The organism is Pseudomonas sp. BGI-2 (assembly GCF_004310295.1).
Classification (GTDB): domain Bacteria; phylum Pseudomonadota; class Gammaproteobacteria; order Pseudomonadales; family Pseudomonadaceae; genus Aquipseudomonas.
Genome location: NZ_SISB01000015.1, coordinates 19,036 through 45,387 on the forward strand (window position 1 = coordinate 19,036; position 26,352 = coordinate 45,387).

Here is a 26,352-nt window from a genome sequence, read left to right on the forward strand (position 1 = left end):
TCATCGGTTGCCACTGTGAAAAACCTTTCCCTCAGCGAAGCCCTGTTCACGACCACTCAGCAAAAAGTGCTGGGCTTGTTGTTCGGCAAACCCGACCGCAGTTTTTACGCTAACGAGATCGCCCGCTGGGCTCAAGTGGGTAAAGGTAGCCTCATGCGCGAGTTGGATCGATTGCAGCAGGCCGGTGTGCTGACCCTGAGCCGTCAGGGCAACCAGACCCACTATCAAGCCAATCCGCAATGCCCGATCTATGCCGAACTGTCAGGCATCGTCCGCAAGACTTTTGGTATTGCCGAGCCCCTACGCCAAGCGCTGCAACCCTTTGCCGAACAGATCACCTGGGCATTTGTGTACGGTTCGATCGCCAAGGATTCGGCAAACGCATCCAGTGACATTGATCTCATGCTGATCGGCGAAAGCCTTCACTACAGTGAAGTGATGGAGCGGCTCATGCCTCTGGAGGAACAACTGGGCCGCGTCCTCAACCCGACGCTCTACACCCCCGACGACTGGGCTGCAAAACTGGTGGCTGAAAACAGCTTTGTGGTGCGGGTGGCGCAGCAGGACAAGATCAACCTGATGGGGGAAAACCCTTTGGAGTCCAAGGATGGGCAGCAACGAGAATCTGGAGAACCTGTTACGTAGCGGTGGATTGAAAGCCGAACCGCCGGACCGCAAGGAATGCGAAGGGCTGATGCGTTCCGCTGTGGATCGATTGAAAGATGCGCAAACGTCTTCGCTTTCCTTCGCAAGCCGTTTTGACCTGGCTTACAACGCCGCCCATGCCTTGGCTCTGACGGCTCTTCGCTTGTGTGGTTACCGCTCAGACAAGAGATACCTGGTGTTTCAGTGCCTGGTTCATACCGCTGATATTGGCAAAGTGCAGGTTCGGTTATTCGCGCTGTGCCATGAGCGACGAAACCTGGCGGAGTACGAAGGCTATATGGACGAAGATCCGGCGTTGTTGGCGCAGTTGTTGGAAAGCGCTGAGCAGTTGCTGGTTCGTGTGCAGCAGCAGATGGCTGGTCTGTAATTATTCTTCATTGAAAACAGCGGTGATCGCTCTGGCCCCTTCGCGAGCAAGCCCGCTCCCACATTTGATTTGATTCGTACCCCAACCTGAGTACACCAATGAACCAATGTGGGAGCGGGCTTGCTCGCGAAGGGGTCGGTACAGTCACCGCAACTCTACGCTAACCATTACCCTGACCGTAACAATCCACCACTCTGCTTGATTGATGCCCCCACCCAACACTCCTAAGGTGACTCCCACGACAGCGAACCCGTGGAGTGGTCATGACAACAACAATATCCCCCGACTCGCGATGGACGCGGCGGCGCAGCGAAAAGCAGCGGCGTCTCGAACTGGTGCGCAGCCTGGCCGATGGTGTGGTGTTGCCCACCGACAACATCGTCGCCGCGCTGGAAGCGTTGATTCTGCCCGGCGACCGCGTGGTGCTGGAGGGCAATAACCAGAAGCAGGCGGATTTCCTCTCCCACACCCTGGCCAAGGCCGATCCCGCCAAGCTGCATGACATGCACATGATCATGCCCAGCGTCGGCCGTTCTGAGCACCTGGACCTGATCGTCCGCAAGCTCGACTTCTCCTTCGCCGGCACCCAGAGCCTGCGCATCAGCCAGTTACTGGAAGATGGCCTGCTGGAAATCGGTGCGATCCACACTTACATCGAGCTCTATGCGCGGCTGGTGGTCGACCTGATTCCCAGCGTCGTGCTCTCGGCCGGTTTCATGGCCGACCGCGCCGACAACATCTATACCGGCCCGAGCACCGAAGACACACCCGCATTGATCGAACCGGCCGCGTTCAGCGACGGCATCGTCATCGTCCAGGTCAATCAACTGGTGGACGATGTCAGCGACCTGCTGCGCGTCGACATCCCCGCGTCCGGGGTCGACTTCGTGGTGGTGGCCGACCAGCCGTTCTACATCGAACCGCTGTTCACCCGCGACCCACGCCACATCAAGCCTGTGCACGTGTTGATGGCGATGATGGCGATCCGCGGGATCTACGAGAAACACAACGTCCAGTCCCTGAACCACGTCAGGGTGATGAACGTTTCTTCGCGCACTTCGGCCAGGTCAACTTCCGCCCGCTGGGCAAACTTCGAATCCGCCGGCGTGGCCAGGAAGATGTCATCGGAAAACAGCGGAATCTGCTTGCAGTCCGGGTTGTTGACGCTGTCGTCCAAGGACACCAGGATCGCGTCGACTTCCATGTTCTTGAGCTTGTACAGCAGGTCGAAATTCGAGCCGAGGATCAGGTCGATGTTGAGTTCGCTGCGGCGGATTTTCAGGCCCATGATCAACTGCCGCACGGTCTTCACCGTCAGCGAATACAACGAGCCGAGCTTGAAGCGTTCAGCCGAGAATCCGGCCGCTTCACGGGTCAGACGCACGGTTTCGACCACGTCCTGAAACAGCTTCTGCGCCCGTTCTTCCAGCACATAAGCACTTTCCAACGGTGTCAGGTTGCGGCCTTCGTGTTTGAACACGGGCAGCGCAGGGCGCTTTCCAGAGAGTGAATCGCCCGGTGCACGCTGACGTTGCTGGTTTGCGATTCGGCGGCGGCCCGGGCCAGGTTGCCGGTGCGCATGAAGGCGAGGAACACCTCGAGTTTTTTCAGGGTCAACTCTTCGTCGATCAGCATGGCGTGGACTCTTACTCGAATGGCTCGATTGTGCACGTATGAGGGAAATTGTGATCTGAAACATTGCGCTTTTAATCTCAAGGGCTGAGCCTTGCGCGATGTTGTAACGAATTTTGAGGTGAGCAATACATGTATCACGGGGAAAGATTGAACGCCTGGACGCATCTGGTCGGGGCGGTGGCAGCGACGGTCGGGGTGGTGTGGATGGTGGTGATTGCCAGCATGGACGGCAGCCCGTGGAAGATCGTCAGCGTGGCGATTTACGGATTTACCTTGATGGTGCTTTACAGCGCATCGACCGTTTACCACAGCGTGCGCGGGCGCAAGAAAGCGATCATGCAGAAAGTCGATCACTTTTCGATCTACCTGCTGATCGCCGGCAGTTACACGCCGTTTTGCCTGGTGACGTTGCGCGGGCCCTGGGGCTGGACGTTGTTCGGGATTGTCTGGGGGCTGGCGCTGATCGGCATCCTGCAAGAGATCAAGCCGCGGTCGGAAGCGCGGATTCTGTCGATCGTGATTTATGCGGTGATGGGCTGGATTGTGTTGGTGGCGGTCAAGCCGTTGCTCGCGGCGCTGGGCAGTACAGGGTTCGCCTGGCTGGCGTCGGGCGGGGTGTTGTACACCGTCGGGATTGTCTTTTTTGCCCTGGATCATCGGTTGCGGCATGCGCACGGGATCTGGCATTTGTTCGTGATTGCGGGGAGTTTGCTGCACTTTGTCGCGATTTTGTTTTATGTCCTTTAAACCGCGTCGCGGCCATTCGCGAGCAAGCCCGCTCCCACATTAAATCGGTATGTTGCTGAAGATTTGTGAATTACCACAAATCTCCTGTGGGAGCGGGCTTGCTCGCGAAGGCTGACTAGAAGTCACCCCAAAGCTGCTGGGCCACCGCCAGTGCAACCACTGGCGCGGTCTCTGTCCGCAACACCCGAGGCCCGAGGCGAGCGGCATGAAAACCGGCACTCTTGGCCTGATCCACTTCAGCATCCGACAGCCCACCCTCAGGCCCGATCAGAAACGCCAACGTCCCAGGCTTCTCATGACTCACCAAGGGCTCAGCCACAGGATGCAGCACCAGTTTCAATTCAGCCTCGGTCTGCTTCAACCAGTCCGCCAACAACAGCGGCGGATGAATCACCGGCACCCGCGAACGCCCGCATTGCTCGCACGCGCTGATCGCAACCTGGCGCCAGTGCATCAGGCGTTTGTCGGCGCGTTCGTCCTTCAGGCGGACTTCACAGCGGTCGCTGAAAATCGGGGTGATTTCGGTGACGCCCAGTTCAGTGGCTTTCTGAATCGCCCAATCCATGCGCTCGCCACGGGACAAGCCCTGGCCGAGATGGATCGCAAGCGTCGATTCGACCTGCCCGGCGAAGCTTTCATCGATCTGCACGACGACGCGCTTCTTGCCGACCTCCACCAGCGTGGCGCGAAACTCATGGCCCGAGCCGTCGAACAGTTGCAGCGCATCACCCTCGGCCATGCGCAGTACGCGGCTGATGTAATGGGCCTGGGCTTCTGGCAACTCGTGTTGGCCGATGCTCAGGGGGGCGTCGATGAAGAAGCGGGACAGTCTCATGCTGGGTCTCTACTGAATCTGATGTTCGGCATTGTAATGGGGGTCGATCTGGCTTTTGTGGCGAGGGGATTTATCCCCGTTCGGCTGCGAAGCAGTCGTCAATCCGGCTAATGCGGTTTAACTGATAAATCGTGGTTACCGGATTTGGGGCCGCTTCGCGACCCTACGGGGCGGTGCGACGTTTCGATAAATCCCCTCACCACAGATAAATCTTCCCACCACAGGGAACTGTGTCGGTCTTTAGCCCGGATCGCGGAAGCCGGGGTGGAAGTCCTTCGGCACCGACACGCTGACGCCATCACGGGTCGCGATGTCGATGCCTTCACTGGCCACTTCAGCCAGAAAGTCGATCTGCTCCGGCGTAATCACGTACGGCGGCAGGAAGTACACCACGCTGCCCAACGGTCGAAGTAAAGCACCGCGCTCCAACGCATGCTGGAACACCTTCAAGCCGCGACGTTCCTGCCATGGGTAAGCTTCTTTCGTCGCCTTGTCCTTGACCATCTCGATGGCCAGCACCATGCCGGTTTGGCGCACTTCCGACACGTTCGGGTGATCAGCCAGGTGTGCGGTGGCGCTGGCCATGCGCTGAGCCAGCGCCTTGTTGTTCTCGATGACGTTGTCTTCTTCGAAGATATCCAGCGTCGCCAATGCCGCCGCGCACGCCAGCGGATTGCCGGTGTAACTGTGCGAATGCAGGAAGGCGCGCAGGGTCGGGTAGTCGTCATAGAAAGCGCTGTAGACGTCTTCGGTCGTCACGCACGCCGCCAGCGGCAGGTAGCCGCCAGTCAGGGCCTTGGACAGGCAGAGGAAGTCCGGGCGGATGCCGGCCTGTTCACAGGCGAACATCGTGCCGGTGCGGCCGAAGCCGACGGCGATTTCGTCGTGAATAAGATGTACGCCATAACGGTCGCAGGCTTCGCGCAGCAACTTGAGATACACCGGGTGATACATGCGCATGCCGCCTGCGCCCTGGATCAGCGGCTCGACGATCACTGCCGCGACGGTGTCGTGGTTCTCGGCCAGGGTCTGTTCCATGGCGGCGAACAGGTTGCGCGAGTGTTCTTCCCAGCTCATGCCATCGGGGCGCAGGTAGCAATCGGGGCTCGGCACCTTGATGGTGTCCAGCAGCAACGCCTTGTAGGTTTCGGTAAACAGCGGCACGTCGCCCACCGACATCGCCGCCATGGTTTCGCCGTGGTAGCTGTTGGTCAGGGTGACGAAGCGCTTTTTGTTCGGCTGGCCGCGGTTGAGCCAGTAGTGAAAGCTCATTTTCAGCGCGACTTCGATGCAGGACGAACCGTTATCGGCGTAGAAGCACCGGGTCAGGCCTTCCGGCGTCATCTTTACCAGGCGCTCGGACAACTCGATCACCGGCTGATGGCTGAAACCGGCGAGGATCACGTGTTCCAGCTGATCGACCTGATCCTTGATGCGCTGGTTGATGCGCGGGTTGGCGTGGCCAAACACGTTGACCCACCAGGAGCTGACGGCGTCGAGGTAGCGTTTGCCTTCGAAGTCTTCCAGCCACACGCCTTCACCGCGCTTGATCGGGATCAGCGGCAGCTGTTCGTGGTCTTTCATCTGGGTGCAGGGATGCCACAACACCGCGAGATCGCGTTGCATCCACTGATTATTCAGGCCCATGTTCAGTCTCCTCGAGGCGGCTCGCTGGTTTCGCGGGCAAACAATCGCGCAAGCCTATGCAATGCATCGCACGGGGACAACCTATTGTGTCGATTGAGCTACTTTGTATAGGTCGATAGACGTTGCTGGCGGCGTTTTGATGGCTGACGTATTCTTCGCGGTTCTTTGAGTCGTCTGACTCGTAAAACCGCTATTTCCTCGTGTATTTCCGGAGTTCGCTGAATGTCTGCTGGTTGGCTGCGCGCCTGTGCGCTGGTGATGTTGGGGCTGTTCAGCGTGTCTGCGCTGGCCAAGGATAAAACGGCGATCGTGATCGGCGGCGGGCTCTCGGGCCTCACTGCGGCTTACGAACTGCAGAACAAAGGCTGGCAGGTGACTCTGCTGGAAGCCAAGCCGAACCTGGGCGGTCGCTCCGGCATGGCCACCAGCGAGTGGATCGGCAACGACAAGACCCAACCGGTGCTGAACAAATACGTATCGACCTTCAAGCTGAGCACCACACCAGCCCCTGAATTCGTGCGGACTCCGAGCTACTTGATCGATGGCGTGTATTACACCGCTGCCGACTTGGCAACCAAGGAGCCGGCCACCGCCGAAGCGCTCAAGCGCTACGAAAAAACCGTGGATGATCTGGCGCGCTCGATCGAAGATCCACAGAACCCGGCGGCCAACAATACGCTGCACGCTCTGGATCAGATCAACGTCTCCAACTGGCTCGACCGTTTGAGCCTGCCAGCCACTGCACGCCAGTTGGTGAACCAGCAGATTCGTACCCGTTACGACGAACCTTCGCGCCTGTCGCTGCTGTATTTCGCACAGCAGAGCCGTGTTTACCGTGGCGTCTCCGACCGTGACCTGCGTGCCTCGCGTCTGCTCGGCGGTAGCCCGGTGCTGGCCCAGGCCTTCGTCAAACAGCTGAAAACCATCAAGACCAGTTCCCCGGTGTCGTCCATCACCCAAGACAAGGACGGCGTGACCGTCAAAGTCGGCAGCGTTGGCTATCAGGCGGACTACGTCGTGGTAGCGGTGCCGTTGCGTGCACTGAACAAAATCGTGATGACCCCGGCGCTGGATGCCCAGCACCTCGGCGCCATCAAAGGCACCAACTACGGCTGGCGCGACCAGATCATGCTGAAGTTCAAGACGCCAGTGTGGGAAAGCAAGGCGCGCATGTCCGGCGAGATCTACAGCAACACTGGTCTGGGCATGTTGTGGGTCGAGCCGGCGCTGAAGGGCGGCGCCAACGTGGTGATCAACCTGTCCGGCGACAACGCGCGCGTGATGCAGGCGTTCGGCGACAAGCAGATGGTCGACCAGGTGCTGATTCGCCTGCACGCGTTTTATCCACAGGCACGCGGTTCGTTCACCGGTTATGAAATCCGCCGCTACAGCACCGACCCGTCGATGGGTGGCGCTTACCTGGCCTTCGGCCCGGGCCAGATCAGCAAGTACTGGCGCCTGTGGGAGCGTCCGCTGCAGCGCGTAGCGTTCGCTGGCGAACACACCGACACCTTGTACCCGGGCACGCTGGAAGGCGCATTGCGCACCGGTCAGCGCGCGGCCAGTCAGGTTGAAGACCTGGCGGCGGGCAAGTCGTTTGAACCGGCGAAGGTTGTTCCGGCAGCGACCGCTGTGGCGGCCGGCGCGGTGGCGGCGAAGAAAGGTAACTTCTTCACTAGCCTGTTTGGTGGTTCTGACGACAAACCGGAACCGGTCAAGGCGCCAGAGCCAGTGGCTCCGGTTGCTCCTGCACCGGCTCCAACGCCAGCCCCGACCCCTGCGCCAGCGCCGGTCGAAGCACCGAAACCAGTGGCACCGGTGAAAGCCGAACCGACCAAAAAGGCTCCGGCGAAAAAGCCTGCTGCCAAAACCGAGGCCAAAAAGGCTCCGGCAAAAGCCCCGGTAAAGAAAGCTGAACCGGCCAAGAAGCCAGCGGCCAAGCCCGCCGCGACCCCGGCAACGGATACCAAAGCGCAGTAAGCGTTGGGATTAAAGAAACGCGGCAGAAATGCCGCGTTTTTTTATGTTCCCGAAGAAAACCAATATCAAGAATCGAATAAACCTCATGACGGAGGTGTTCTTTAGTTGGACTTCATTTTTTTTACGCAGGGGTCTTTAATCTTTCCTTAACTCACCTATTTCAAGCTCTTGATCGTATTTCTCGATATTTCAAAGCGAAATTTTCCGCTTTAAATCGATAGATAACTCGATAGTCTTGGTCGCAGTTCTCACAGGATTTGGGCAATGCAGCTACGTAACTCTTCTTCCCGCTACGGTTGGGTCAGCATCTTCATGCATTGGGGCGTGGCGCTGGCGGTCGTTGGTTTGTTTGCGCTGGGCTGGTGGATGGTTGGTCTCGACTACTACAGCACCTGGCGCAAAGACGCGCCGGAATTGCACAAGAGCATTGGCCTGGTGTTGTTGGCCGTCATGGTCCTGCGGGTGTTGTGGCGTGTTGTCAGCCCGCCACCGCCGACACTGGAAACGTATAGCCGCATGACGCGTCTTGGCGCCAGGTTCGGTCATTCGTTCCTGTACCTCGGCCTGTTCGCTGTGATGATTGCCGGATACCTGATTTCCACCGCAGACGGTGTCGGGATTTCGGTGTTTGGCCTGTTTGAAGTTCCTGCGCTGGTTTCCGGACTACCGGACCAGGCAGACACCGCCGGTGTAATTCATCTGTATCTGGCGTGGGCGCTGGTAATTTTTTCCGGTCTCCATGCGTTGGCAGCATTGAAGCACCACTTTATCGATCGTGATGCGACCCTCACTCGAATGCTGGGCCGCAAAGCCTGAAGTTCAACCTCGACTCCAAAGGAATAGAAAGCATGTTGAAAAAAACACTCGCTGCTCTGGCAATCGGTTCGGCTCTGCTGTCCGCTAACGTGATGGCGGCTGACTACGTCGTCGACAAGGAAGGCCAGCACGCCTTCGTTGACTTCAAGATCAGCCACTTGGGCTACAGCTTCATCACCGGTACCTTCAAGGATATCGACGGCACGTTCAGCTTCGACGCTACCAAGCCGGAAGACAGCAAGATCGAGTTCAACGTGAACACCGCCAGCGTGTTCACCAACCATGCCGAGCGCGACAAACACATCGCCAGCAAAGACTTCCTGAACGGCTCTAAAGCCAAGTTCGTCTCCACCAGCGTCAAATCCACCGGCAAAAACGCCGCTGGCAAAGACACTGCCGACGTGACCGGCGACCTGACCATCCTTGGCGTGACCAAGCCAGTTGTGGTCAAGGCCACGTTCCTGGGCGAAGGCAAGGATCCATGGGGCGGCTACCGTGCCGGCTTCGAAGGCACTACCAGCATCAAGCGTTCCGACTTCGGCAAGCAGAAAGACCTGGGCCCAGCGTCCGATGCGGTCGAGCTGTACGTTTCGTTTGAAGGTGTGAAAGCGAAGTAACATTCGAGCCTGACACAAAAACGCCCCCGATCTTGCGATCAGGGGCGTTTTTTATTGCCTGCGATATCTGCGCGGCACCCTAAAACCCTGTAGGAGCGAGGCTTGCCCGCGAAGGCGTCAGTGGCCACATCACATAGCTGAGTCGACCCCTTCGCGGGCAAGCCTCGCTCCTACAGTTAATCGGTGCTGCATAAAAAAATGCCCCGGATCGTGAGATCAGGGGCATTTTTTGTTACTGCGTTAAATCAGCGATTGCGGGTCAGCAACGCTGGCTTCTCACCGCGTGGACGGCCTGGCAGTTGATCCAGTTGCTCTGGCGTCGGGAACCGATCGGTCTTCGACTCTTTATGGATGATCTTCGGTGCCGGACCGCGCGGATTTTGCACGGCCGGTTCTGAGCGCGGCTGATCGTCGGTGCGGGCCGGGCGACGGTTGCGCGGCTCTTCGCGACGGGCCTGGCCGTCACGTGGAGCGCCGTTGCGTGGACCGCTGCGCTTGGCCGGCGGCGTGCCGGTGGTGGCGCCGTCGCTGCTGCGCGGACCACTTTGGCGACCCTGAGGCTTGCCGCCGGTGCGCGGAGCACCTGCGCCGGCGCCAGCGCCAGCAGCCGAACCTTGCGCCGGAGCACCCGGACGGCGGCCACGGCCCTGAGCCGGTTTGGCTTGAGGCACGTAGTCGACGCGGTTACCGAAGTTATCGACGTCGTCGTCCAGGAACTCATCCGGAGCACGGTCAGCAGCTGCGGCGCGAGGAGCCGGGCGCTGTTGCTCGCGAGCCGGGGTGCCTTCGCGTGGCTTGTGTTCACGCGCTGGGCGATCACCACGGCCAGTGGCTGCAGGTTTTTCCTTGCCGCCCTTGTCCTTGCCCTTGTCTTTACGACCGCCACCGCCGCCGGTGCCGTTCGGACCGTCGCCGCGCGGGCCACGTGGGTTGCGCGGGTTACGCACATCCGGACGCTCGCGGACTTCTGGCTTCTCGGCTTCTACAGCGCTGGAGTCGAAGCCCATCAGGTTGCCGTCGGCAATTTTCTGCTTGGTCATGCGTTCGATGCTTTTCAGCAGCTTTTCTTCGTCCGGAGCGACCAGCGAGATCGCCTCGCCTGAACGACCGGCCCGGCCGGTACGGCCGATACGGTGCACGTAATCTTCGTCGACGTTCGGCAGTTCGAAGTTGACCACGTGTGGCAACTGGTCGATGTCGAGGCCGCGAGCGGCGATGTCGGTGGCGACCAGGATGCGCACTTCACCGGCCTTGAAGTCGGCCAGGGCTTTGGTGCGGGCGTTCTGGCTCTTGTTGCCGTGGATCGCGACGGCGGCGAGGCCGTGTTTGTCCAGGTACTCGGCCAGACGGTTGGCACCGTGCTTGGTGCGGGTGAACACCAGAACCTGTTCCCAGGCGCCAGCGGTGATCAAGTGCGCCAGCAACGAACGCTTGTGGCTGGCGGCCAGGCGGAATACGCGCTGTTCGATACGCTCGACCGTGGTGTTCGGCGGCGTGACTTCGATGCGTTCCGGGTTGTGCAGCAGCTTGCCGGCGAGGTCGGTGATGTCTTTGGAGAACGTCGCCGAGAACAGCAGGTTCTGGCGTTTGCTCGGCAGACGGGCGAGGACCTTTTTCACGTCATGGACGAAGCCCATGTCGAGCATGCGGTCGGCTTCGTCCAGCACGAGGATTTCCACGTGGGACAAATCGACGCTGCCTTGGCCGGCGAGGTCAAGCAGGCGGCCAGGGCAGGCCACCAGCACGTCAACACCACGGGACATGGCCTGAACCTGTGGGTTCATGCCGACGCCGCCGAAGATGCAGGCGCTGACGAACTTCAGGTCACGGGCATAAACCTTGAAGCTTTCGTGAACTTGAGCGGCGAGTTCGCGGGTAGGGGTCAGGACCAGTACGCGCGGTTGGCGCGGGCCGTGACGCTGGGATTTGTCCGGGTGACCGTTGGGGAACAACCGCTCCAGAATCGGAAGGGCGAAGCCGCCGGTTTTACCAGTACCTGTCTGAGCCGCGACCATCAGGTCGCGACCTTGCAACACGGCGGGAATGGCCCGCTGTTGCACCGGAGTAGGCTCGGTATAGCCCGCTGCCTCGATGGCGCGGACTAAAGCCTCGGAGAGACCGAGGGAAGCAAAGGACATGAGTAATCCTGTTTTAGTTAGGGCTTGGCCCAATGGGAGTCTTGCCTGGCGCGAATGGCGTTTAAGAAGAACGCAATCCCGTCCGGTCCTGCTGGGCCTTGAAAGCTCGTCTGGAGTGCTCGCGCGGGCTGAAAAGCTGCGCTGTAGCGGTGTCGAGATGCCTTGAACAAGTCCGAGCGTCCGGGCGTGAGCCTGGCGGGAAGGCCGGAGTATAACAGAGCAATCACTGCGCGCCGCTTTCCTGCTGCTCAACGGTTTTTCCGCTGGCGGCGGTGGCTCGGGTGGTTTTCACCTCGGCTGCCGGCTCGGCACCATAACGGGCGCTCAGTTCTGCGTACGCAGGCTCGCGCTTGAAGCGTTTGAGCTCGGCGCCGAAGCGCTGCACCAACAAGTCCATGCCCGCGTTGCGGCGCACCGCCAGGAACTGGCTCTGGTGGCTGATGACGGTCGGGTTCTCGGTAATCTTGTCGCGGATGCCCAATTCGTCGAGCAAGTGCTGACCCACCCGGCGGTCGGTGATCAGCAGGTCGATCCGCCCGCGCACCAGTTTGCCGAAGTTGGCTTCATGGGTCGGCGCCGGCTCCCGGGTGAACAGGGCCGATTCGCTGAAATCCTTGCTGTAGAGATAGCCCGGGGAGGTGCCGACGGTCAGGCCTTTCAGGTCGTCCAGGGTGCGAAACGGATGGGGCCGCTCATTGGCGTAGAACATCACGAATTCGACTTCCGACAGCGGTTCGGCGGGATACAGGAGCGTTGCGTCGCGTTCATCGCTGTGAAAGATGTCCAGCGCGCCATCCGCCTGGCCCGTTTCAAGCATCGACAGGCAGCGTTTCCACGGCAGGAACTGCCAGTCCACTTCGATCCCCAGGCGTTTGAAGACGATGTCCGTGGTTTCGTAATCCAGGCCCAGGGATTTGCCGTCTTGCTCATAGACATAAGGCGCCCACGGCTCGGTGACAATGCGCAGCTTCTCGCCCCGGGCGGCGAAGCTCAGGCAAGTGAAAAGAAACACGGTCAGTAACTGGGCGATCAAAGGCATGGCTTGAGATTACGACGAGAATTCACAAAGAGCCAGAAACCGGATCCACAAGCTCTATCTCCGTGTGTTGCTGCACAATAAAAGTGCGCTGAATGCAAAAGATCGCAGCCTCGTTTCACTCGCAGCTCATACAGAGTACGCAATCCCCTGTAGGAGCTGTCGAGTGAAACGAGGCTGCGATCTTTTGATCTTGCTTCTAGCGTGGCAGCTTCAGGTTGTTCCAAACCGCCAGGCTCGCTTCAGCTTGATTCAGTGTGTAGAAGTGCAGCCCCGGTGCGCCACCTTGCAGCAGCCGTTCGCACATTTCGGTGATGACTTGCTCACCAAAGCCTTGAATGCTCTGGGTGTCGTCGCCGTAGGCTTCCAGCTGTTTGCGGATCCAGCGCGGGATTTCCGCACCGCAAGCGTCGGAGAAACGCGCGAGCTTGCTGTAGTTGGTGATCGGCATGATCCCCGGCACGATCGGGATGTTCACGCCCATCGCCCGTACACGCTCGACGAAGTAGAAGTAGCTGTCAGCGTTGAAGAAGTACTGGGTGATCGCACTGTTGGCGCCAGCGTTGGCCTTGCGCACGAAGTTGTTCAGATCGTCTTCGAAATTGCGCGCTTGCGGATGCATCTCTGGATAAGCAGCGACTTCGATGTGGAAATGATCGCCGGTTTCTTCACGAATGAATTGAACCAGGTCGTTGGCGTGGCGCAATTCGCCGCTGGCCATGCCCATACCTGAAGGCAGGTCACCGCGCAGGGCAACGATGCGCTTGATGCCGGCAGCCTTGTATTGAGTCAGCAGACCGCGCAGGTCGTCCTTGCTGTCGCCAACGCAGGACAAATGCGGTGCGGCCGGGACTTTGACTTCGCTTTCGAGCTGCAACACGGTGTTGAGCGTGCGATCACGGGTCGAACCGCCAGCGCCGTAGGTGCAGGAGAAGAAATCGGGGTTGTACGTAGCCAGCTGACGAGCAGTAGCGAGCAGTTTTTCATGCCCAGCGTCGGTCTTCGTAGGGAAGAACTCGAAGCTGTAGCGACGGTCTTGGGACATGGGAATACCCTTGAAAACGCGTAAGCCTTGCAGTCGCCGCGCTTATCTGTAGGAGCGAAGCTTGCTCGCGAAAGCAACGACGCGGTGCTTCAGGAGCAACGCGGTGATGCGTTCGCGAGCAAGCTTCGCTTCTACAGGGGAGCGTGGATACTGCATAAGTCCGCTCCCATGGGGAGCGGACAGCAGGTCCAATCAGTAGCGGTAAGCGTGCGGCTTGAACGGACCTTCGACGGTCACGCCGATGTAGTCGGCCTGGGTCTTGGTCAGTTGAGTCACAACGCCGCCGAAACCGCGGACCATTTCCAGGGCCACTTCTTCGTCGAGCTTCTTCGGCAGTACTTCAACCGTCAGGCGCTCGGCTTTTTGGGCTGGCGACAGGTCGGCGTACTTCTGGCCGAACAGGAAGATCTGCGCCAGAACCTGGTTGGCGAACGAACCGTCCATGATGCGGCTTGGGTGGCCGGTTGCGTTACCCAGGTTAACCAGACGGCCTTCGGCCAGCAGGATCAGGTAGTCGTCGTTCTGGGCATCGAATGCGCCAGCGCCGGTACGGTGGATCTTGTGAACCTGTGGCTTCACTTCTTCCCATGCCCAGTTCTTGCGCATGAAAGCAGTGTCGATTTCGTTGTCGAAGTGGCCGATGTTGCAGACAACAGCGCGCTTCTTCAGGGCTTTGAGCATGTTCGCGTCGCAAACATTGACGTTGCCGGTGGTGGTCACGATCAGGTCGATCTTGCCCAGCAGCGCTTTGTCGATGCTTGCTTCAGTACCGTTGTTGATACCGTCGATGAACGGCGAAACCAGCTCGTAACCGTCCATGCAGGCTTGCATGGCGCAGATCGGGTCGACTTCGGAGACTTTAACGATCATGCCTTCCTGACGCAGGGACTGAGCGGAGCCCTTGCCCACGTCGCCGTAACCGATGACCAGCGCTTGCTTGCCGGACAGCAGGTGGTCGGTGCCGCGCTTGATCGCATCGTTCAGGCTGTGACGGCAGCCGTACTTGTTGTCGTTCTTGCTCTTGGTCACCGAGTCGTTGACGTTGATGGCCGGGATTTTCAGCTCGCCCTTGGCCAGCATGTCCAGCAGGCGGTGAACGCCCGTGGTGGTTTCTTCGGTGACGCCGTGGACGCGGTCCAGGATCGCCGGGTATTTCTTGTGCAGCAGCTCGGTCAGGTCGCCGCCGTCGTCGAGGATCATGTTGGCATCCCAAGGCGCGCCATCCTTGAGGATGGTTTGCTCCAGGCACCACTCGTACTCTTCTTCGGTTTCGCCTTTCCAGGCGTAAACCGCGATGCCGGCAGCGGCGATAGCAGCAGCGGCCTGGTCTTGAGTCGAGAAAATGTTGCAGGACGACCAGCGTACTTCGGCACCCAGGGCAACCAGGGTTTCGATCAGCACAGCAGTCTGAATGGTCATGTGGATGCAGCCGAGAATCTTGGCGCCTTTGAGTGGCTGCTCACCGGCGTACTTGCGGCGCAGACCCATCAGGGCTGGCATTTCGGATTCGGCGATGATGGTTTCGCGACGGCCCCAGGCAGCCAGGGACATGTCGGCCACTTTGTAATCGTTAAAATCTGCAGGCGTGATAACAGCGCTCATGATGAGCCTCCATTCGTAATGTATGCGAATGGGCGCCGTTGTGCGTTTAGTGTCTGACCGATAACGGTCAAGCAACGCCCCATCCGAGCCTGACAGGTCGAACCTGCTGCAGCGCCCCTCGGACAGGTGGCGGGAAAACGGTAGCAATGGAACGTTACCGTTTTGAAACGGTGGCGATTATAGCCGCGTCAGCGATACTTCCAAAGCGTTTCTGTTGGTCAATGTCTGAACGGTAATCGAGGCCATAGTCGATGCGTGATAGAGCCCTGGGTCGGGCTCTGCCATGATGCCCCCCATCATTCGGCAAGACGCTCAGGAGTGAATATGAATTTCCACACCCGCAAATGGGTAAAACCCGAAGACCTCAACCCCAACGGCACGCTGTTCGGCGGCAGCCTGTTGCGCTGGCTCGACGAAGAAGCGGCGATCTACGCCATCGTCCAGTTGGGCAATCAGCGTGTGGTCACCAAGTACATTTCCGAAATCAATTTTGTCAGTGCCTCACGCCAGGGCGACATCATCGAACTGGGCATCACCGCCACCGAGTTCGGTCGCACTTCCATCACCCTGAAGTGCGAAGTGCGCAACAAGATCACCCGTAAAAGCATCCTGACGGTGGAGAAGATTGTCTTCGTGAATTTGGGTGAAGACGGTTTGCCGGCGCCGCATGGCCAGACTGAGATCAAGTACGTCAAAGACCAATTCAAGGATGACGTCGCCAGCGAGTAATGCGAGCCCCGTAGGAGCGAAGCTTGCTCGCGAAGGCGTCATTTGCGTCACCACCGAACCCTTCGCGGGCAAGTCGGAACGCCGCATCGCTCGCTCCTACAGAGCCGGTTTCGTTTGGACGGTCAGTGAACAGCTCCGAACCGCGCGTGTCGTACCTACATGACACACCACCGGTTCCGGAGCTTTATGGACGCCAAGAAAGAAGGCAAGACCCCAAACCTGTCGCCGGAAGAACGGCACGAGGTCGACAAGAACCAGCCACCGCGGGCGGCGGTGCTGCACGAAATCATCCGTACCCAGGGCGATCAGGAACTCGAGCGCAGTGTCGCCGCCTTGTGGTGGTCGGCGCTGGCCGCCGGCCTGACCATGGGCCTGTCGCTGATGGCCATGGGACTGCTCAATTCCCGACTGCCGGACGGAGAGGGCTTCAAAGTCATCGCCAGTTTCGGCTACTGCGCAGGCTTTCTCGCGGTGATCCTCGCCCGTCAGCAGTTGTTCACCGAGAACACCCTGACGGCCGTGCTGCCGATCATGACCAAACCCACACTGAACAATTTCGGCCGGTTGCTGCGCCTGTGGTCGGTGGTGCTGGTGGGCAATCTCTGCGGCACGCTGCTGGTGGCCTACGTGATGCTGAATCTACCGATTTTCGACAGCAAGACCGACCTGGCTTTCCTCGATATCGGGCGCAAGATCATGGAAAACGACGCCAGCCAGATGTTCGCCAAAGGCATCGTGTCGGGCTGGATGATTGCGACCATGGTCTGGATGATCCCGTCGATGGAGAGCGCCAAGATGTGGATCATCATCCTCATCACCTACCTCATGGCGCTGGGGGATTTCACCCACATCGTGGTCGGTTCGGCCGAGGTCTCGTACCTGGTGTTTGCCGGCGAATTGCCGTGGAAGGATTTCTGGCTGGTGTTCGCCGGGCCGACGCTGGCTGGGAACATCATCGGTGGCAGCTTCATCTTTGCGCTGATCAGCCATGCGCAGATCCGCAGCGAGAGCGGGCCGCCGAAGAAGACTGCGGATCAGGACATGGAGCCCGATCCGCAGAAGAGCAAAAAGTAATCAGTGATGCTCAGCCTGTGCCGTTGGCGCAGGCTCATCCCGGGTCACGTGCTTGACCAGTTTTCCGATACTCAAACCCTGCAACAGGATCGACGACAGCACCACGATGTAGGTGATGCTCAGCAGCAAGTCACGCTCCGGGCCCAGCGGCAGGGCCAACGCCAGCGCCACCGAAACACCACCGCGCAAACCACCCCAGGTCAGAATCCGGATCGTCCCGCGCGGGACCGTGCGCCAACGCCGCAGCAGCACGATGGCCGGCGCCACTGTCAGCAGGCGCGAGAGCAGAATCGCCACTGCCAGCAAACTCGCCGCGAGCACGTGTAACCAGTTGAACGGCAGCAACAACAACTCCATGCCGATCAGGGCGAACAGCAGGGCGTTGAGCATGTCATCGAGCAGTTCCCAGAAACCGTCCAGGTACTTGCGCGTCATGTCGTTCATCGCCAGGTTGCGGCCCAGGTTGCCGATGATCAGACCGGCAACGACCATCGCGATCGGTGCGGAAACATGCAGCTCCGACGCCATGGCCGAGCCGCCGATCACCAGCGCCAGGGTCAGCGTGACCTCGATCTGATGCTGCTCGATGCTCTTGATCATCAGGTACACCAGATAGCCGATCAGCCCTCCAAACAGCACGCCGCCAATCGCTTCGTGGGCGAACAGCATGGCCGTGGCGTCGACAGTCGGGGTTTCGCCGAGTTGCGCGATGCCCAGCAACACGGTGAAGACCACCACGGCCGTGCCGTCGTTGAACAGCGACTCGCCGACGATGGTGGTTTTCAACGGCTGGGAGGCATTGGCGGTCCGTAGCACGCCGAGGACCGCGATCGGGTCGGTGGGGGAAATCAGCGCGCCGAACAGCAGGCAATAGAGGAAGCTCACGTGCCAGCCGAACAGGGCAAAAATGTAATAGGCGAGGCTGCCGATCACCGCGGTGGCGATCAAAACGCCGAACGTCGCCAATAAGCCGATGGGCCAGCGGTAACTGCGCAAGTCATTCAGGTTGACGTGCAAGGCGCCGGCGAACAGCAGAAAGGACAGCATCCAGTTCATCAGCAGATCGCCGAAGTCGATCTGGCCGATCAGCTGCTGAATGCGTTCTTCGAGGCCGGGGTAGCCGAGGAAGCTCAGGCCTTGCAGCAGCAGGGAAAACATCAGCGCAGTGACCATGACCCCGATGGTCGGGGGCAGGCCGATGAAGCGGAAATTGACATAGGTGAGGAGTGTGGTGAGGCAGATAAAGGCAGCGACAAGTTCGAGCATCCGGGGTCCTTGAATGGCAGGTGAGAAATGGGGTTTCAGGCAGTTGCACCGAGTCAGTTTCTTCGCGGGCAAGCCTCGCTCCTACAGGATTTGCGCGATTCCTTGTAGGAGCGAGGCTTGCCCGCGAAAGCGATGTCATGGGCGAAGCAATTGTTCAGCCGGACACATTGACCGCAGCCACCCCGCGACGTTGCAGATAGATGTAGAACAGCGCGGTCAGCACTGTCAGGCCAATGACCAGCGCGCCGGTCCATGGCAGGTCCGCCAGATCGGCACCGCTGGCAACCACCAGCCCGCCGATCCACGCCCCCGCCGCGTTGCCGAGGTTAAAGGCGCTCTGGTTCAGCGTCGAGCCGAGGTTGGGGGCTTCATGCGCCTGATCGATGATCAGCAATTGCAAAATCGGGCACAGGGCAAACGCGAAAATCCCCCACAGCACCAGGGTAATCGCCGCCGGAATCACCGAGTGACTGTTCTGGCGTGAACAGTGGCGACTGGGGCTGGCGGTCGGGTTCTGCGTGTTGTTCAGCTACGCTTTGGTGCTGTGGGCCATGCAGCTTGGGTCGATTGCAGAAGCGGCGGCGTTGCGCGAGATCAGCGTGATCCTGGTGGTGCTGTTCGGTATGCGGTACCTGAAAGAACCTTTCGGCAGGCCAAGGCTCTTAGCCTGTGGGCTGGTGCTGGTCGGTATTTTGGTGATGAAGTTCTGACGGCTGCTCAACATTCTAAAACTGAAGAAAGGACTGCTTTATGACGGTTGCTCTGTGGTGCATTTTGATCGCGATCTTCCTGCCGTATATCTGCACGGGCATCGCCAAGGCCGTTGGCGGGTACAGGCTGAAAGACAACCATGATCCCCGTGACTTTCTCGAGTCGCTGAATGGTTTGGGTAGACGCGCACATGCGGCGCAACTGAACAGTTTTGAAGTGACCCCGGCGTTCGCGGCGGCGGTGATCGTTGCGCATCTGGCCGGCAATGCCGAGCTAGTGACGATCAATGTGCTGTCGGTTTTGTTTATCACCAGTCGGCTGCTCTACATCATTTGTTACCTGGCGGACTGGCATATTTTGCGGTCGTTGGTGTGGTTTGTGGGGATGGGGTTGATTGTCAGTTTCTTTGTGGTTTCAGTCTGACGGATTTGCGGTGTTTACTCTGGCCTCTTCGCGGGCAAGCCTCGCTCCTACGGGGATCTGCGGCGAACACACAATGTGTGTTCGACGGTCATCCCTGTAGGAGCGAGGCTTGCCCGCGAAAGCTATCTGACTGCCAGTGCAGATTTCAGGGTTTGGCTTTAACCGCATCGGCAACTTGAGGCACTTGCGGCAACGCCGCGCCTTTAGGCCATAGCATCCAGATCTGCCCCTGCTGTTTCATATCCCCGGCCAATTGCCCGGCCGCCTCGCCAGTGCCCCAGAACAAATCCGCACGCACTTCGCCGGCAATCGCGCCGCCCGTGTCTTGCGCTGCCACCGGCCGTACGAGAGCGGTGCCGTCCGGCTTAGTCGTCGATAACCACAACAGACTGCCCAGCGGAATCACTTTGCGATCCACTGCCGCGCTGTAACCGGCCGTCAGCGGAACGTTCAGCGAGCCGCGTGGGCCTTCGTTGCTGTCCGGGTTACGGGTGAAGAACACATAACTCGGGTTGCTGCCCAGCAGTTCCGGAATGCGCGACGGATTGGCCTTGGCCCAGGTGCTGATGGCGCCCATGGTCACGTCTTCTTTCTTCAGCTCGCCTTGCTCCACCAGCCAGCGCCCGATCGGCCGATACGGATGGCCATTCTGGTCGGCATACGCGATGCGCAGTTGACGGCCGTCGTCGAGCTGGATGCGGCCCGAACCCTGGATTTGCAGGAATTGCAGGTTCATCGGGTCGGTCAACCAGGCCACCACCGGCGCCTTGACCCCTTTGGTCTCAATCGTTGCCGCATCGTCGTAAGGCTTGAGTACGCGACCTTCGAGTCGTCCGCGCAGGCGTTTGCCCTTGAGTTCCGGATAGATGCTGTCCAGAGAGACAATGATCATGTCCTCGGGCACGCCGTATACCGGAATGCTCGCCACTTCGGTCTGGGTCAGGCTGCCGGGGTAGACCGGTTCGTAATAGCCGGTGATCAAACCGTTGGGATTGTCATTGGCGGCGCGCAGGCCGTAGACGTCGAGGTTCTGCTTGAGGAAGCCGCGGATGTCGTTGGCGGTTTGCGGCACATTGGCGGAGGCCGCACAGGTCGAACCCCAGACCGGGTCGGCCTTGAGTCGGGTGCAGGCGCTGCGCCACGAGCCGAAGCCGGCGACCAGATCGCTGTCGGACACTGCCGGCAGCGCTTCCCAAGTGGCGCTGGAGTAGGTCGCCAACGCGTGGGTTTTAGGGGTGTTCTTATCGCCGCCGGTGCAGCCAGCGAGCACGGCCACCATTGGAAGAGTCCACACGAGGTGGTGTCGCCATGCCTTGAAACGGCTGTTCATGGAGTAATTCCTTTGCCGGTTGCCTGAGTGCTCCATGCGCTCAAACAACCCGTATTGATAATAGGGCTATTGGTCTTTGCCGATGACGCGAGGATACTGGCCGCCGTTTCCCGTGACCTGAAGCCCCCATGACTCTTAAAAGACTTTCTGTTGTATTGCTGGCCTGCCTGACGTTGTCTGCGTGCGGTGGAGTCGACCCGAATTCGCCGTTGGGCCAGCGCAAGGCGATCTTCAAACAGATGCTCAAGACCGGCGAAGATCTGGGCGGTATGTTGCGTGGTCGTATCCCGTTCGACGGTCCGAAATTCGAGGAAGGCGCTGTGAAGCTCGACGCCTTGTCCCGTGAGCCGTGGAAACATTTTCCGCAGGTGCGCGAAGAAGATCACACCAGCGCCAAGGACAATGTGTGGCAGCAGCAGGCACGTTTCCAGGAAATGGTCCGCACCCTTGAAGCCGCCACCGGTGATTTGGTGATTGCCAGCAAGGTTCAGCCTTACAAGGCCAGTAACCTGAGCCCGGCAGTGCAGAAAGTCGAAGACGCGTGTAGTGCCTGCCATAAAGAGTTTCGGGATCATTGATTGGCAACGCATTCCTGTGGCGAGGGGGCTTGTCGGAACGCCGCATCGCCCCGTTGGGCTGCGAAGCGGCCCCAAAACCCGGCGGTTCGATAAAACTGAAGACTCGAGTTGCACGATGACGACGGCTGCGCAGCCGAACGGGGGCAAGCCCCTTCGCCACAAAAGCTCCCTCGCTTAGCTCAGGGGCTTATTTATCCAGTTCGTCGAGTGCGTCCTGCAATTCCTTGCGGGACTCAGCGAGTTTGTTTTTGCGCTTGTCGATCTTCTCCGGATCGCCTTTCTTCATGGCTTTGTCCAGGTCGGCCTGATGCTTGCTGACTTCATGCTTGGCGTCGAGCACCTTGTTTTCCCGTTCCTTCTTCAGCGAGGCATCGGTGCAATGGGCGGTGACTTCGCTCAGGGCCGTTTCGAGGCCGGCCTGCTGATCGGCGTTGCCGTGGGATTTGGCCAGTTCGATCTGATTGATGATCCCCTGTTTCTTCGCGGCGCAGCCGGTCAGTTCAGGGGCTTTTTCGGCGGCCATCAGGGGAGCGGCCATCACGCTGCAAAGGGTCAACAAGGCGAGCGGTGAAAGAAATTTCATAAAAGCTCCATGTGCAAAGACAATCGGGTCGATGTGGCGATGGGCGTTTGAGCCTGTCGGCCCCTTTGGGTTCCCGGGTTGCCGTGTGTCGTCGGCGTTTAAAAACCGTCAATCCCGGCCATGCGTAATGTTTGACTCAGTGCCAGGACGTGCGGGTCGCGGAAAAATGCGCTCAATTGCGCCGCGCGTCCCGGGCCGATACCTGCTTCTGCCTGCCATTGTTCGGTGTTTCGATCCGCCAGTTCCTGCCATGAATCGGCAAGCCGTGCCTGGCCGGTCGGCGGCAACCCCAAGGCTTTGAGCCAGTGAGCAAACGGGCGTTGCCGGGCGATGTTGAAACTGTTTAAAAGGCGAGCCGTGCTGCGCTCACCGAAGCCATCAATGTTAGCAAGCTCTTGAGCATCGAGGGTCAACCAATCCAGCAGGCTGTTTAGGCGGCCTGTTTCGAAAAGTTTCTCCCAGGTGCCAGGGCCGAGATGGGGCAAGGCCAGTCCCTGCTTGCTGCTGAGCCAGGTCAGGCGCGCGAGGAATTGGCTCTTGCATCCTGATGTCGGTTGCCAGCAACTCAACTGATGAAAGTCTGCTGCCAATGGCACGTCGAATTCAGCGCGTTCGGTACTGCGCAGCACGACGCCGTCGAGCCTTGGAATGGTCAGTCCCGCCAGGCTGATGGACACCTGATCCCCGGGGCGGATATCCAGTTCCTCCCAACGTCGCAGAGAGTTGACGCTCACGCGTTTGATCTGTCGGTCATCAAGCGTCACGGGCGTCAGGTCCAGCACCGGTGTAATCCGGCCCGTCCGCCCGATTTTGAAGTGAACCTTGCGTACTTCGGCCAGTGCCTGGGCGAACGGATACTTCCAGGCAACGCTCCAGAAGGACGGCCGCGCCTGCCAGCGCTCGGCCGGTGGACGCTGGCTCTGACGCAAAACAACGCCATCGCTGGCAAAGGGCAAGGGTGTGCGATACCAGTGATCGCGCCATTGTTCAGCGTCGGCAAAAACCTTGATGGGCTGACTGTAAGGCGCAGTACTCGGGAAGCCCATTTCATCGAGAGCCGCCGCCCGGGCGGGCAGGCTTGCCGGACCTTGCGGCCAATCCCAGACAAACAACCCGATTCCACCGGCCTGTTCGGCGTTCAGCTCTTTGCGAGCCATCAATCCAGCCACCGTGGAGCGGGCGTTGAGGCTGCCTGCCTTGGCTTGCACATGATCGGTCAGGCGCCAATAGAGTTCGCCTTGCACCAGTAAATCCAAGGGTTGCGGCAGTTGTCGGGGGATGGCTTCGATCAGTCGGGCCGAAGCGGTCCAGTCCTGGCCGTTTACCCCGTCACCTCGACTGATTGCCTGATGCAGTGCGCCGTTGCGATAGATCAATGTCACGGCCACGCCGTCGACCTTGGGTTGTATCCAGAGGTCATTACGCTCGCGCAGCCAATGCTCGACCGCACGACCGTCACGCAGTTTTTCCAGGCCCGTGTGGGCGATGGGGTGGGCAATCTTGCCGCCCGCGGTGCGCAAGGGTTCGGGCGCAAGACTCAAGTCAAAACACTCACGCCATTCGCTCAATCGCGCGCGGGATTGATCATAGATTTCGTCGGCGACCAGTGAGCGTCCATTGCGGTGGTAGTTGTCGTCCCAGAAATCTATTTGTTGTTGCAGGGCCGTGATTTCGTCCAGGGCGCGGGCGGGTGACCAGTCGGGGCAGTCGTTGGCAATTGAGCTCAGGCAAAACAAGGTCAGGAACAAAGCGGAAAACAGGCGCAGAAGCATCGTGAGCGTCCTTGCTCAGGGAGATGCTTGAAGGTTAGTCAGTTTTTTCTGGGGGGAAGAGTGGGTGTTTTGCCTGGTGTTTCTAGTGGTGCCTGGGCTGGCCTCTTCGCGAGCAAGCCCGCTCCCACATGGGATCTGTGTCTACACAAAATTTGTCTTCACTGAAGATCCAGTGTGGGAGCGGGCTTGCTCGCGAAGGGGGCGACTCGGTGTAAAGCGCAAGACAATAAAAAGCCCCGCACGGCGAACCGTGCGGGGCTTTTGGTACCGCCAGGAAAGTCTTACAGGCCGGCTGCAGTACGCAGGTCGTCGGCGCGGTCGGTCTTTTCCCAGGTGAAGGTGGTGAAAGTATCTTCGCCCACAGTCTTGGTGGCCGGGGTGCGACCGAAGTGGCCGTACGCAGCAGTTTCCTGGTACATCGGGTGCAGCAGGTCGAGCATAGTGGTGATCGCGTATGGACGCAGGTCGAACACTTCGCGAACCAGTTTGACGATCTTGTCGTCGCTGATTTTGCCGGTGCCGAAGGTGTTCAGCGAGATCGAAGTCGGCTGGGCAACACCGATCGCGTAGGAAACCTGAATCTCGCAACGCTCGGCCAGGCCGGCAGCGACGATGTTTTTGGCCACGTAACGACCCGCGTAGGCAGCCGAGCGGTCAACCTTCGATGGATCTTTACCGGAGAACGCGCCGCCGCCGTGACGAGCCATGCCGCCGTAGCTGTCGACGATGATCTTGCGACCGGTCAGACCGCAGTCGCCCACCGGGCCGCCGATGATGAACTGGCCGGTCGGGTTGATGTGGAATTGGGTGTCTTTGCTCAGCAGTTCGGCAGGCAGTACGTGCTTGACGATCAGCTCCATCACGCCTTCGCGCAGGTCTTTGTAGGACACGTCAGGGTTGTGCTGGGTCGACAGTACAACGGCGTCGATACCGACAACCTTGCCGCCTTCGTAACGGCAAGTCACTTGCGACTTGGCGTCCGGGCGCAGCCAAGGCAGCAGGCCGGATTTACGGGCTTCGGCCTGACGCTGAACCAACTGGTGCGAGAAGGTGATCGGCGCTGGCATCAGCACGTCGGTTTCGTTGCTGGCATAACCGAACATCAGGCCCTGGTCGCCGGCGCCTTGATCTTCAGGCTTGGCACGGTCGACACCCTGGTTGATGTCAGGGGACTGCTTGCCGATGATGTTCATCACGCCGCAAGTGGCGCCGTCGAAGCCGACATCGGAGCTGTTGTAGCCGATGTCCAGAATGACGTTACGCACGATCTCTTCCAGATCGACCCAGGCCGACGTGGTGACTTCACCCGCGATGATTGCCACGCCGGTTTTAACCAGCGTCTCGACCGCTACACGGGCGAATTTGTCTTCAGCAATGATGGCGTCTAGCACCGCATCGGAAATCTGGTCGGCGATTTTGTCCGGATGCCCTTCGGACACGGACTCGGAGGTGAAGAGGGAGTATTCGCTCATCTCGATTTTTTCCTGAATTTACCGATGGTGAGTGTCGCCAGTCGGTCGCTGAAAGTGGCGAACCTGGATCTGGAAACCATTACGTAAGCCTACATAGAGGCTTTCCCCGGGAGCGAGTCCCGCAGCGGTGGCCCAACGGGCCAAATCGTCCTGTTCAAACCCCAACCAAAGATCACCGCAGGCCTCCCTGGCCCAACTCTGGTTATGGCTACATAACTCTGTCACAAGCAGGCTACCGCTCGGTTGCAGTAAATCGGCCATGTGCTTGAGCGCTTCGGCCGGTGCGGCAAAATGGTGCAGCACCATGTTCAATACAACGCAATCGGCCTTGAGGCTCACACCATTCAATGCATCGGCCAGTTGCAGGCTGACGTTAGCCAGCGTCTCGCGTTCGCAGACCTGACGCGCCAGTTCGAGCATCGCCGAGCTGTTGTCCAGCGCCGTGACCTGGGTGAAGCGGCGCGCCAGTTCCGGCAGAAATTCACCGTCGCCGGGGCCGACTTCTATGGCCGTGGCGCCTTCACTGAAACTCAGCTTGTCGAGCAATGCCACCACGCTTTCGCGGTATTGCGGCAGGCCGGCGATCAAGTCCTGCTGGGCGCGAAACTTTTCCGCCACCCGTGAGAAAAAGTCCTGGCTGGCGGCGGCTCGTTGCCCATGGACCTGAGCGATCCGCGACTGCACATCGGCCGGCAGGGTCAGGTTGTCCACTTCTTCGAGCAAGGCTGCGTGCAGCTTGCCGCCCAGCAGGTCGGTGTGGGGCAGGGCGCGACGGTAGAAAATCGCGTTGCCTTCACGGCGAGTCGCCACCAGGTCGGCCTGGGCCAATACCTTGAGGTGGTGACTCATGCCCGACTGACCCATCCCGAAGATCTGCGCCAGTTCCAGTACGCCAAACGAATCGTTGGCCAGTGCGCGCAATACATTCAGCCGCAGAGGATCGCCGCCGGCCTTGCACAGGGCCGCCAGCTCATCGCAATCGTCATGTTGAATGGAAGGCACGCGTAAATTCATAAGGCCAGCAGTCTAGTGACGGGCAGAAATCACTGCAAGAGCAATATCAAAAAGTTTTGATATTGCTCGATAGATGGCACTTCTCATGGAAAGGGTCACTCTACAAATCGTCAGCGGAAAGGTTTCACCAGGCGAATGCGACTTTATCCACTGGAAAAACGCCTTCAGATGACTATCTGTCATTGCCCCGAGGCGTGTCGGTGAGGGAAAATGCTCGCCTTTTTTCCGTTTCGTTTTATTCACTCTTGATTCAGAACCCGCAGGAGAAC

The 26,352-nt window shown here is 59.4% G+C and carries 22 protein-coding genes, 4 pseudogenes and 1 riboswitch; of the genes and pseudogenes, 12 read left to right on the forward strand and 14 right to left on the reverse strand.

Going from position 1 to position 26,352, the window contains the following annotated elements; translation table 11 throughout:
- Nucleotides 1-15: 15 nt before the first annotated feature.
- The 3 genes and pseudogenes from EYC95_RS12225 to EYC95_RS12235 form a co-directional block, all read left to right on the forward strand.
- Nucleotides 16-645, forward strand: coding sequence for a nucleotidyltransferase domain-containing protein (locus tag EYC95_RS12225; protein ID WP_131060584.1), 630 nt, complete (start codon nucleotides 16-18; stop codon nucleotides 643-645).
- Nucleotides 608-1,033, forward strand: coding sequence for a hypothetical protein (locus EYC95_RS12230; protein WP_131060585.1), 426 nt, complete (start codon nucleotides 608-610; stop codon nucleotides 1,031-1,033). The genes EYC95_RS12225 and EYC95_RS12230 overlap by 38 nt, the downstream gene beginning before the upstream one ends.
- Before the next feature lie 263 nt (nucleotides 1,034-1,296).
- Nucleotides 1,297-2,061 (forward strand): annotated as a pseudogene (locus EYC95_RS12235) (malonate decarboxylase subunit alpha); the annotation flags it as partial.
- Here the strand turns inward: EYC95_RS12235 and EYC95_RS12240 are convergent.
- Nucleotides 2,061-2,668: pseudogene (locus tag EYC95_RS12240) on the reverse strand (LysR family transcriptional regulator); the annotation flags it as partial. The pseudogenes EYC95_RS12235 and EYC95_RS12240 overlap by 1 nt on opposite strands.
- 129 nt (nucleotides 2,669-2,797) lie before the next feature.
- On the opposite strand from EYC95_RS12240, the gene EYC95_RS12245 reads away from it, so the two are divergent.
- On the forward strand, nucleotides 2,798-3,415 hold the full coding sequence (locus EYC95_RS12245) for a hemolysin III family protein (protein WP_131060586.1): 618 nt from the start codon (nucleotides 2,798-2,800) through the stop codon (nucleotides 3,413-3,415).
- Between the two features lie 115 nt (nucleotides 3,416-3,530).
- Here the strand turns inward: EYC95_RS12245 and EYC95_RS12250 are convergent, their stop codons facing one another.
- On the reverse strand, nucleotides 3,531-4,250 hold the full coding sequence (locus EYC95_RS12250) for a 16S rRNA (uracil(1498)-N(3))-methyltransferase (RefSeq protein ID WP_131060587.1): 720 nt from the start codon (nucleotides 4,248-4,250) through the stop codon (nucleotides 3,531-3,533).
- 240 nt (nucleotides 4,251-4,490) lie between these two features.
- Entirely contained in the window at nucleotides 4,491-5,897 is a 1,407-nt protein-coding gene (locus EYC95_RS12255; RefSeq protein ID WP_131060588.1) for an adenosylmethionine--8-amino-7-oxononanoate transaminase, read from the reverse strand.
- A 222-nt stretch (nucleotides 5,898-6,119) separates the two neighbouring features.
- On the opposite strand from EYC95_RS12255, the gene EYC95_RS12260 reads away from it, so the two are divergent.
- The 3 genes from EYC95_RS12260 (at nucleotide 6,120) to EYC95_RS12270 (ending at nucleotide 9,310) form a co-directional block, all read left to right on the forward strand.
- A complete protein-coding gene (locus tag EYC95_RS12260) occupies nucleotides 6,120-7,877 on the forward strand; it encodes a flavin monoamine oxidase family protein (protein WP_131060589.1) in 1,758 nt (585 codons plus the stop codon).
- Nucleotides 7,878-8,141: 264 nt separating this feature from the next.
- Nucleotides 8,142-8,693 carry a cytochrome b gene (locus EYC95_RS12265; protein ID WP_131060590.1) on the forward strand — a complete coding sequence of 184 codons (552 nt, stop codon included), beginning with the start codon at nucleotides 8,142-8,144 and terminating at the stop codon, nucleotides 8,691-8,693.
- Nucleotides 8,694-8,725: 32 nt separating this feature from the next.
- The gene (locus EYC95_RS12270; RefSeq protein WP_131060591.1) at nucleotides 8,726-9,310 is read left to right on the forward strand and encodes a YceI family protein; all 585 of its coding nucleotides are present in this window, start codon (nucleotides 8,726-8,728) and stop codon (nucleotides 9,308-9,310) included.
- 245 nt (nucleotides 9,311-9,555) lie between these two features.
- Here the strand turns inward: EYC95_RS12270 and EYC95_RS12275 are convergent, their stop codons facing one another.
- From EYC95_RS12275 to ahcY, 4 genes are all read right to left on the reverse strand, one after another.
- Nucleotides 9,556-11,448, reverse strand: a complete 1,893-nt coding sequence (locus tag EYC95_RS12275; protein WP_131060592.1) for a DEAD/DEAH box helicase — start codon at nucleotides 11,446-11,448, stop codon at nucleotides 9,556-9,558.
- A gap of 223 nt (nucleotides 11,449-11,671) precedes the next feature.
- Nucleotides 11,672-12,487, reverse strand: coding sequence for an ABC transporter substrate-binding protein (locus tag EYC95_RS12280; protein WP_131060593.1), 816 nt, complete (start codon nucleotides 12,485-12,487; stop codon nucleotides 11,672-11,674).
- A 196-nt stretch (nucleotides 12,488-12,683) separates the two neighbouring features.
- Nucleotides 12,684-13,529, reverse strand: a complete 846-nt coding sequence (gene metF, locus EYC95_RS12285) for a methylenetetrahydrofolate reductase [NAD(P)H] (RefSeq protein ID WP_131060594.1) — start codon at nucleotides 13,527-13,529, stop codon at nucleotides 12,684-12,686.
- Between the two features lie 192 nt (nucleotides 13,530-13,721).
- Entirely contained in the window at nucleotides 13,722-15,131 is a 1,410-nt protein-coding gene (gene ahcY / locus EYC95_RS12290; RefSeq protein ID WP_131060595.1) for an adenosylhomocysteinase, read from the reverse strand.
- A gap of 23 nt (nucleotides 15,132-15,154) precedes the next feature.
- Nucleotides 15,155-15,257: riboswitch (S-adenosyl-L-homocysteine riboswitch) on the reverse strand.
- Nucleotides 15,258-15,455: 198 nt separating this feature from the next.
- On the opposite strand from ahcY, the gene EYC95_RS12295 reads away from it, so the two are divergent.
- Both EYC95_RS12295 and EYC95_RS12300 read left to right on the forward strand, forming a co-directional pair.
- Nucleotides 15,456-15,860, forward strand: a complete 405-nt coding sequence (locus tag EYC95_RS12295) for an acyl-CoA thioesterase (protein ID WP_131060596.1) — start codon at nucleotides 15,456-15,458, stop codon at nucleotides 15,858-15,860.
- Nucleotides 15,861-16,046: 186 nt separating this feature from the next.
- On the forward strand, nucleotides 16,047-16,934 hold the full coding sequence (locus EYC95_RS12300) for a formate/nitrite transporter family protein (RefSeq protein ID WP_131060597.1): 888 nt from the start codon (nucleotides 16,047-16,049) through the stop codon (nucleotides 16,932-16,934).
- Here the strand turns inward: EYC95_RS12300 and EYC95_RS12305 are convergent, their stop codons facing one another.
- Both EYC95_RS12305 and EYC95_RS12310 read right to left on the reverse strand, forming a co-directional pair.
- On the reverse strand, nucleotides 16,935-18,200 hold the full coding sequence (locus EYC95_RS12305; protein ID WP_131060598.1) for a sodium:proton antiporter: 1,266 nt from the start codon (nucleotides 18,198-18,200) through the stop codon (nucleotides 16,935-16,937). It lies immediately after the preceding gene.
- Between the two features lie 154 nt (nucleotides 18,201-18,354).
- Nucleotides 18,355-18,678: pseudogene (locus EYC95_RS12310) on the reverse strand (MFS transporter); the annotation flags it as partial.
- Between EYC95_RS12310 and EYC95_RS12315 the strand changes: the two are divergent.
- Nucleotides 18,674-18,910: pseudogene (locus EYC95_RS12315) on the forward strand (EamA family transporter); the annotation flags it as partial. The pseudogenes EYC95_RS12310 and EYC95_RS12315 sit on opposite strands and share 5 nt — an antisense overlap.
- Nucleotides 18,911-18,950: 40 nt before the next feature.
- Nucleotides 18,951-19,334, forward strand: a complete 384-nt coding sequence (locus EYC95_RS12320) for an MAPEG family protein (protein WP_131060599.1) — start codon at nucleotides 18,951-18,953, stop codon at nucleotides 19,332-19,334.
- 145 nt (nucleotides 19,335-19,479) lie between these two features.
- On the opposite strand, the gene EYC95_RS12325 is transcribed toward EYC95_RS12320, so the two are convergent.
- Nucleotides 19,480-20,664, reverse strand: a complete 1,185-nt coding sequence (locus EYC95_RS12325; RefSeq protein ID WP_131060600.1) for a murein transglycosylase A — start codon at nucleotides 20,662-20,664, stop codon at nucleotides 19,480-19,482.
- Nucleotides 20,665-20,792: 128 nt separating this feature from the next.
- On the opposite strand from EYC95_RS12325, the gene EYC95_RS12330 reads away from it, so the two are divergent.
- Nucleotides 20,793-21,242 carry a cytochrome c gene (locus EYC95_RS12330; RefSeq protein ID WP_131060601.1) on the forward strand — a complete coding sequence of 150 codons (450 nt, stop codon included), beginning with the start codon at nucleotides 20,793-20,795 and terminating at the stop codon, nucleotides 21,240-21,242.
- Nucleotides 21,243-21,429: 187 nt separating this feature from the next.
- Here EYC95_RS12330 and EYC95_RS12335 read toward each other — a convergent pair whose 3' ends face one another.
- The 4 genes from EYC95_RS12335 to EYC95_RS12350 all read right to left on the reverse strand — a co-directional run bounded on the left by EYC95_RS12335 (nucleotide 21,430) and on the right by EYC95_RS12350 (nucleotide 26,083).
- Nucleotides 21,430-21,825: a DUF1090 domain-containing protein gene (locus EYC95_RS12335; protein WP_131060602.1), complete on the reverse strand. Its 396-nt coding sequence runs from the start codon at nucleotides 21,823-21,825 to the stop codon at nucleotides 21,430-21,432.
- Nucleotides 21,826-21,923: 98 nt separating this feature from the next.
- Nucleotides 21,924-23,597, reverse strand: coding sequence for an NAD-dependent DNA ligase LigB (gene ligB, locus EYC95_RS12340; RefSeq protein WP_131060603.1), 1,674 nt, complete (start codon nucleotides 23,595-23,597; stop codon nucleotides 21,924-21,926).
- Nucleotides 23,598-23,878: 281 nt separating this feature from the next.
- Entirely contained in the window at nucleotides 23,879-25,069 is a 1,191-nt protein-coding gene (gene metK / locus EYC95_RS12345; protein WP_131060604.1) for a methionine adenosyltransferase, read from the reverse strand.
- 18 nt (nucleotides 25,070-25,087) lie between these two features.
- On the reverse strand, nucleotides 25,088-26,083 hold the full coding sequence (locus EYC95_RS12350) for a metalloregulator ArsR/SmtB family transcription factor (protein WP_131060605.1): 996 nt from the start codon (nucleotides 26,081-26,083) through the stop codon (nucleotides 25,088-25,090).
- Between the last annotated feature and the right edge of the window lie 269 nt (nucleotides 26,084-26,352).

Coding starts and splice junctions, on each gene's coding strand:
- EYC95_RS12230 (WP_131060585.1), top strand. CDS start 608: ATGGGCAGCAACGAGAATCTGGAGAACCTGTTACGTAGCGGTGGATTG.
- EYC95_RS12245 (WP_131060586.1), top strand. CDS start 2,798: ATGTATCACGGGGAAAGATTGAACGCCTGGACGCATCTGGTCGGGGCG.
- EYC95_RS12250 (WP_131060587.1), bottom strand. CDS start 4,250: ATGAGACTGTCCCGCTTCTTCATCGACGCCCCCCTGAGCATCGGCCAA.
- EYC95_RS12255 (WP_131060588.1), bottom strand. CDS start 5,897: ATGGGCCTGAATAATCAGTGGATGCAACGCGATCTCGCGGTGTTGTGG.
- EYC95_RS12260 (WP_131060589.1), top strand. CDS start 6,120: ATGTCTGCTGGTTGGCTGCGCGCCTGTGCGCTGGTGATGTTGGGGCTG.
- EYC95_RS12265 (WP_131060590.1), top strand. CDS start 8,142: ATGCAGCTACGTAACTCTTCTTCCCGCTACGGTTGGGTCAGCATCTTC.
- EYC95_RS12270 (WP_131060591.1), top strand. CDS start 8,726: ATGTTGAAAAAAACACTCGCTGCTCTGGCAATCGGTTCGGCTCTGCTG.
- EYC95_RS12275 (WP_131060592.1), bottom strand. CDS start 11,448: ATGTCCTTTGCTTCCCTCGGTCTCTCCGAGGCTTTAGTCCGCGCCATC.
- EYC95_RS12280 (WP_131060593.1), bottom strand. CDS start 12,487: ATGCCTTTGATCGCCCAGTTACTGACCGTGTTTCTTTTCACTTGCCTG.
- metF (WP_131060594.1), bottom strand. CDS start 13,529: ATGTCCCAAGACCGTCGCTACAGCTTCGAGTTCTTCCCTACGAAGACC.
- ahcY (WP_131060595.1), bottom strand. CDS start 15,131: ATGAGCGCTGTTATCACGCCTGCAGATTTTAACGATTACAAAGTGGCC.
- EYC95_RS12295 (WP_131060596.1), top strand. CDS start 15,456: ATGAATTTCCACACCCGCAAATGGGTAAAACCCGAAGACCTCAACCCC.
- EYC95_RS12300 (WP_131060597.1), top strand. CDS start 16,047: ATGGACGCCAAGAAAGAAGGCAAGACCCCAAACCTGTCGCCGGAAGAA.
- EYC95_RS12305 (WP_131060598.1), bottom strand. CDS start 18,200: ATGCTCGAACTTGTCGCTGCCTTTATCTGCCTCACCACACTCCTCACC.
- EYC95_RS12320 (WP_131060599.1), top strand. CDS start 18,951: ATGACGGTTGCTCTGTGGTGCATTTTGATCGCGATCTTCCTGCCGTAT.
- EYC95_RS12325 (WP_131060600.1), bottom strand. CDS start 20,664: ATGAACAGCCGTTTCAAGGCATGGCGACACCACCTCGTGTGGACTCTT.
- EYC95_RS12330 (WP_131060601.1), top strand. CDS start 20,793: ATGACTCTTAAAAGACTTTCTGTTGTATTGCTGGCCTGCCTGACGTTG.
- EYC95_RS12335 (WP_131060602.1), bottom strand. CDS start 21,825: ATGAAATTTCTTTCACCGCTCGCCTTGTTGACCCTTTGCAGCGTGATG.
- ligB (WP_131060603.1), bottom strand. CDS start 23,597: ATGCTTCTGCGCCTGTTTTCCGCTTTGTTCCTGACCTTGTTTTGCCTG.
- metK (WP_131060604.1), bottom strand. CDS start 25,069: ATGAGCGAATACTCCCTCTTCACCTCCGAGTCCGTGTCCGAAGGGCAT.
- EYC95_RS12350 (WP_131060605.1), bottom strand. CDS start 26,083: ATGAATTTACGCGTGCCTTCCATTCAACATGACGATTGCGATGAGCTG.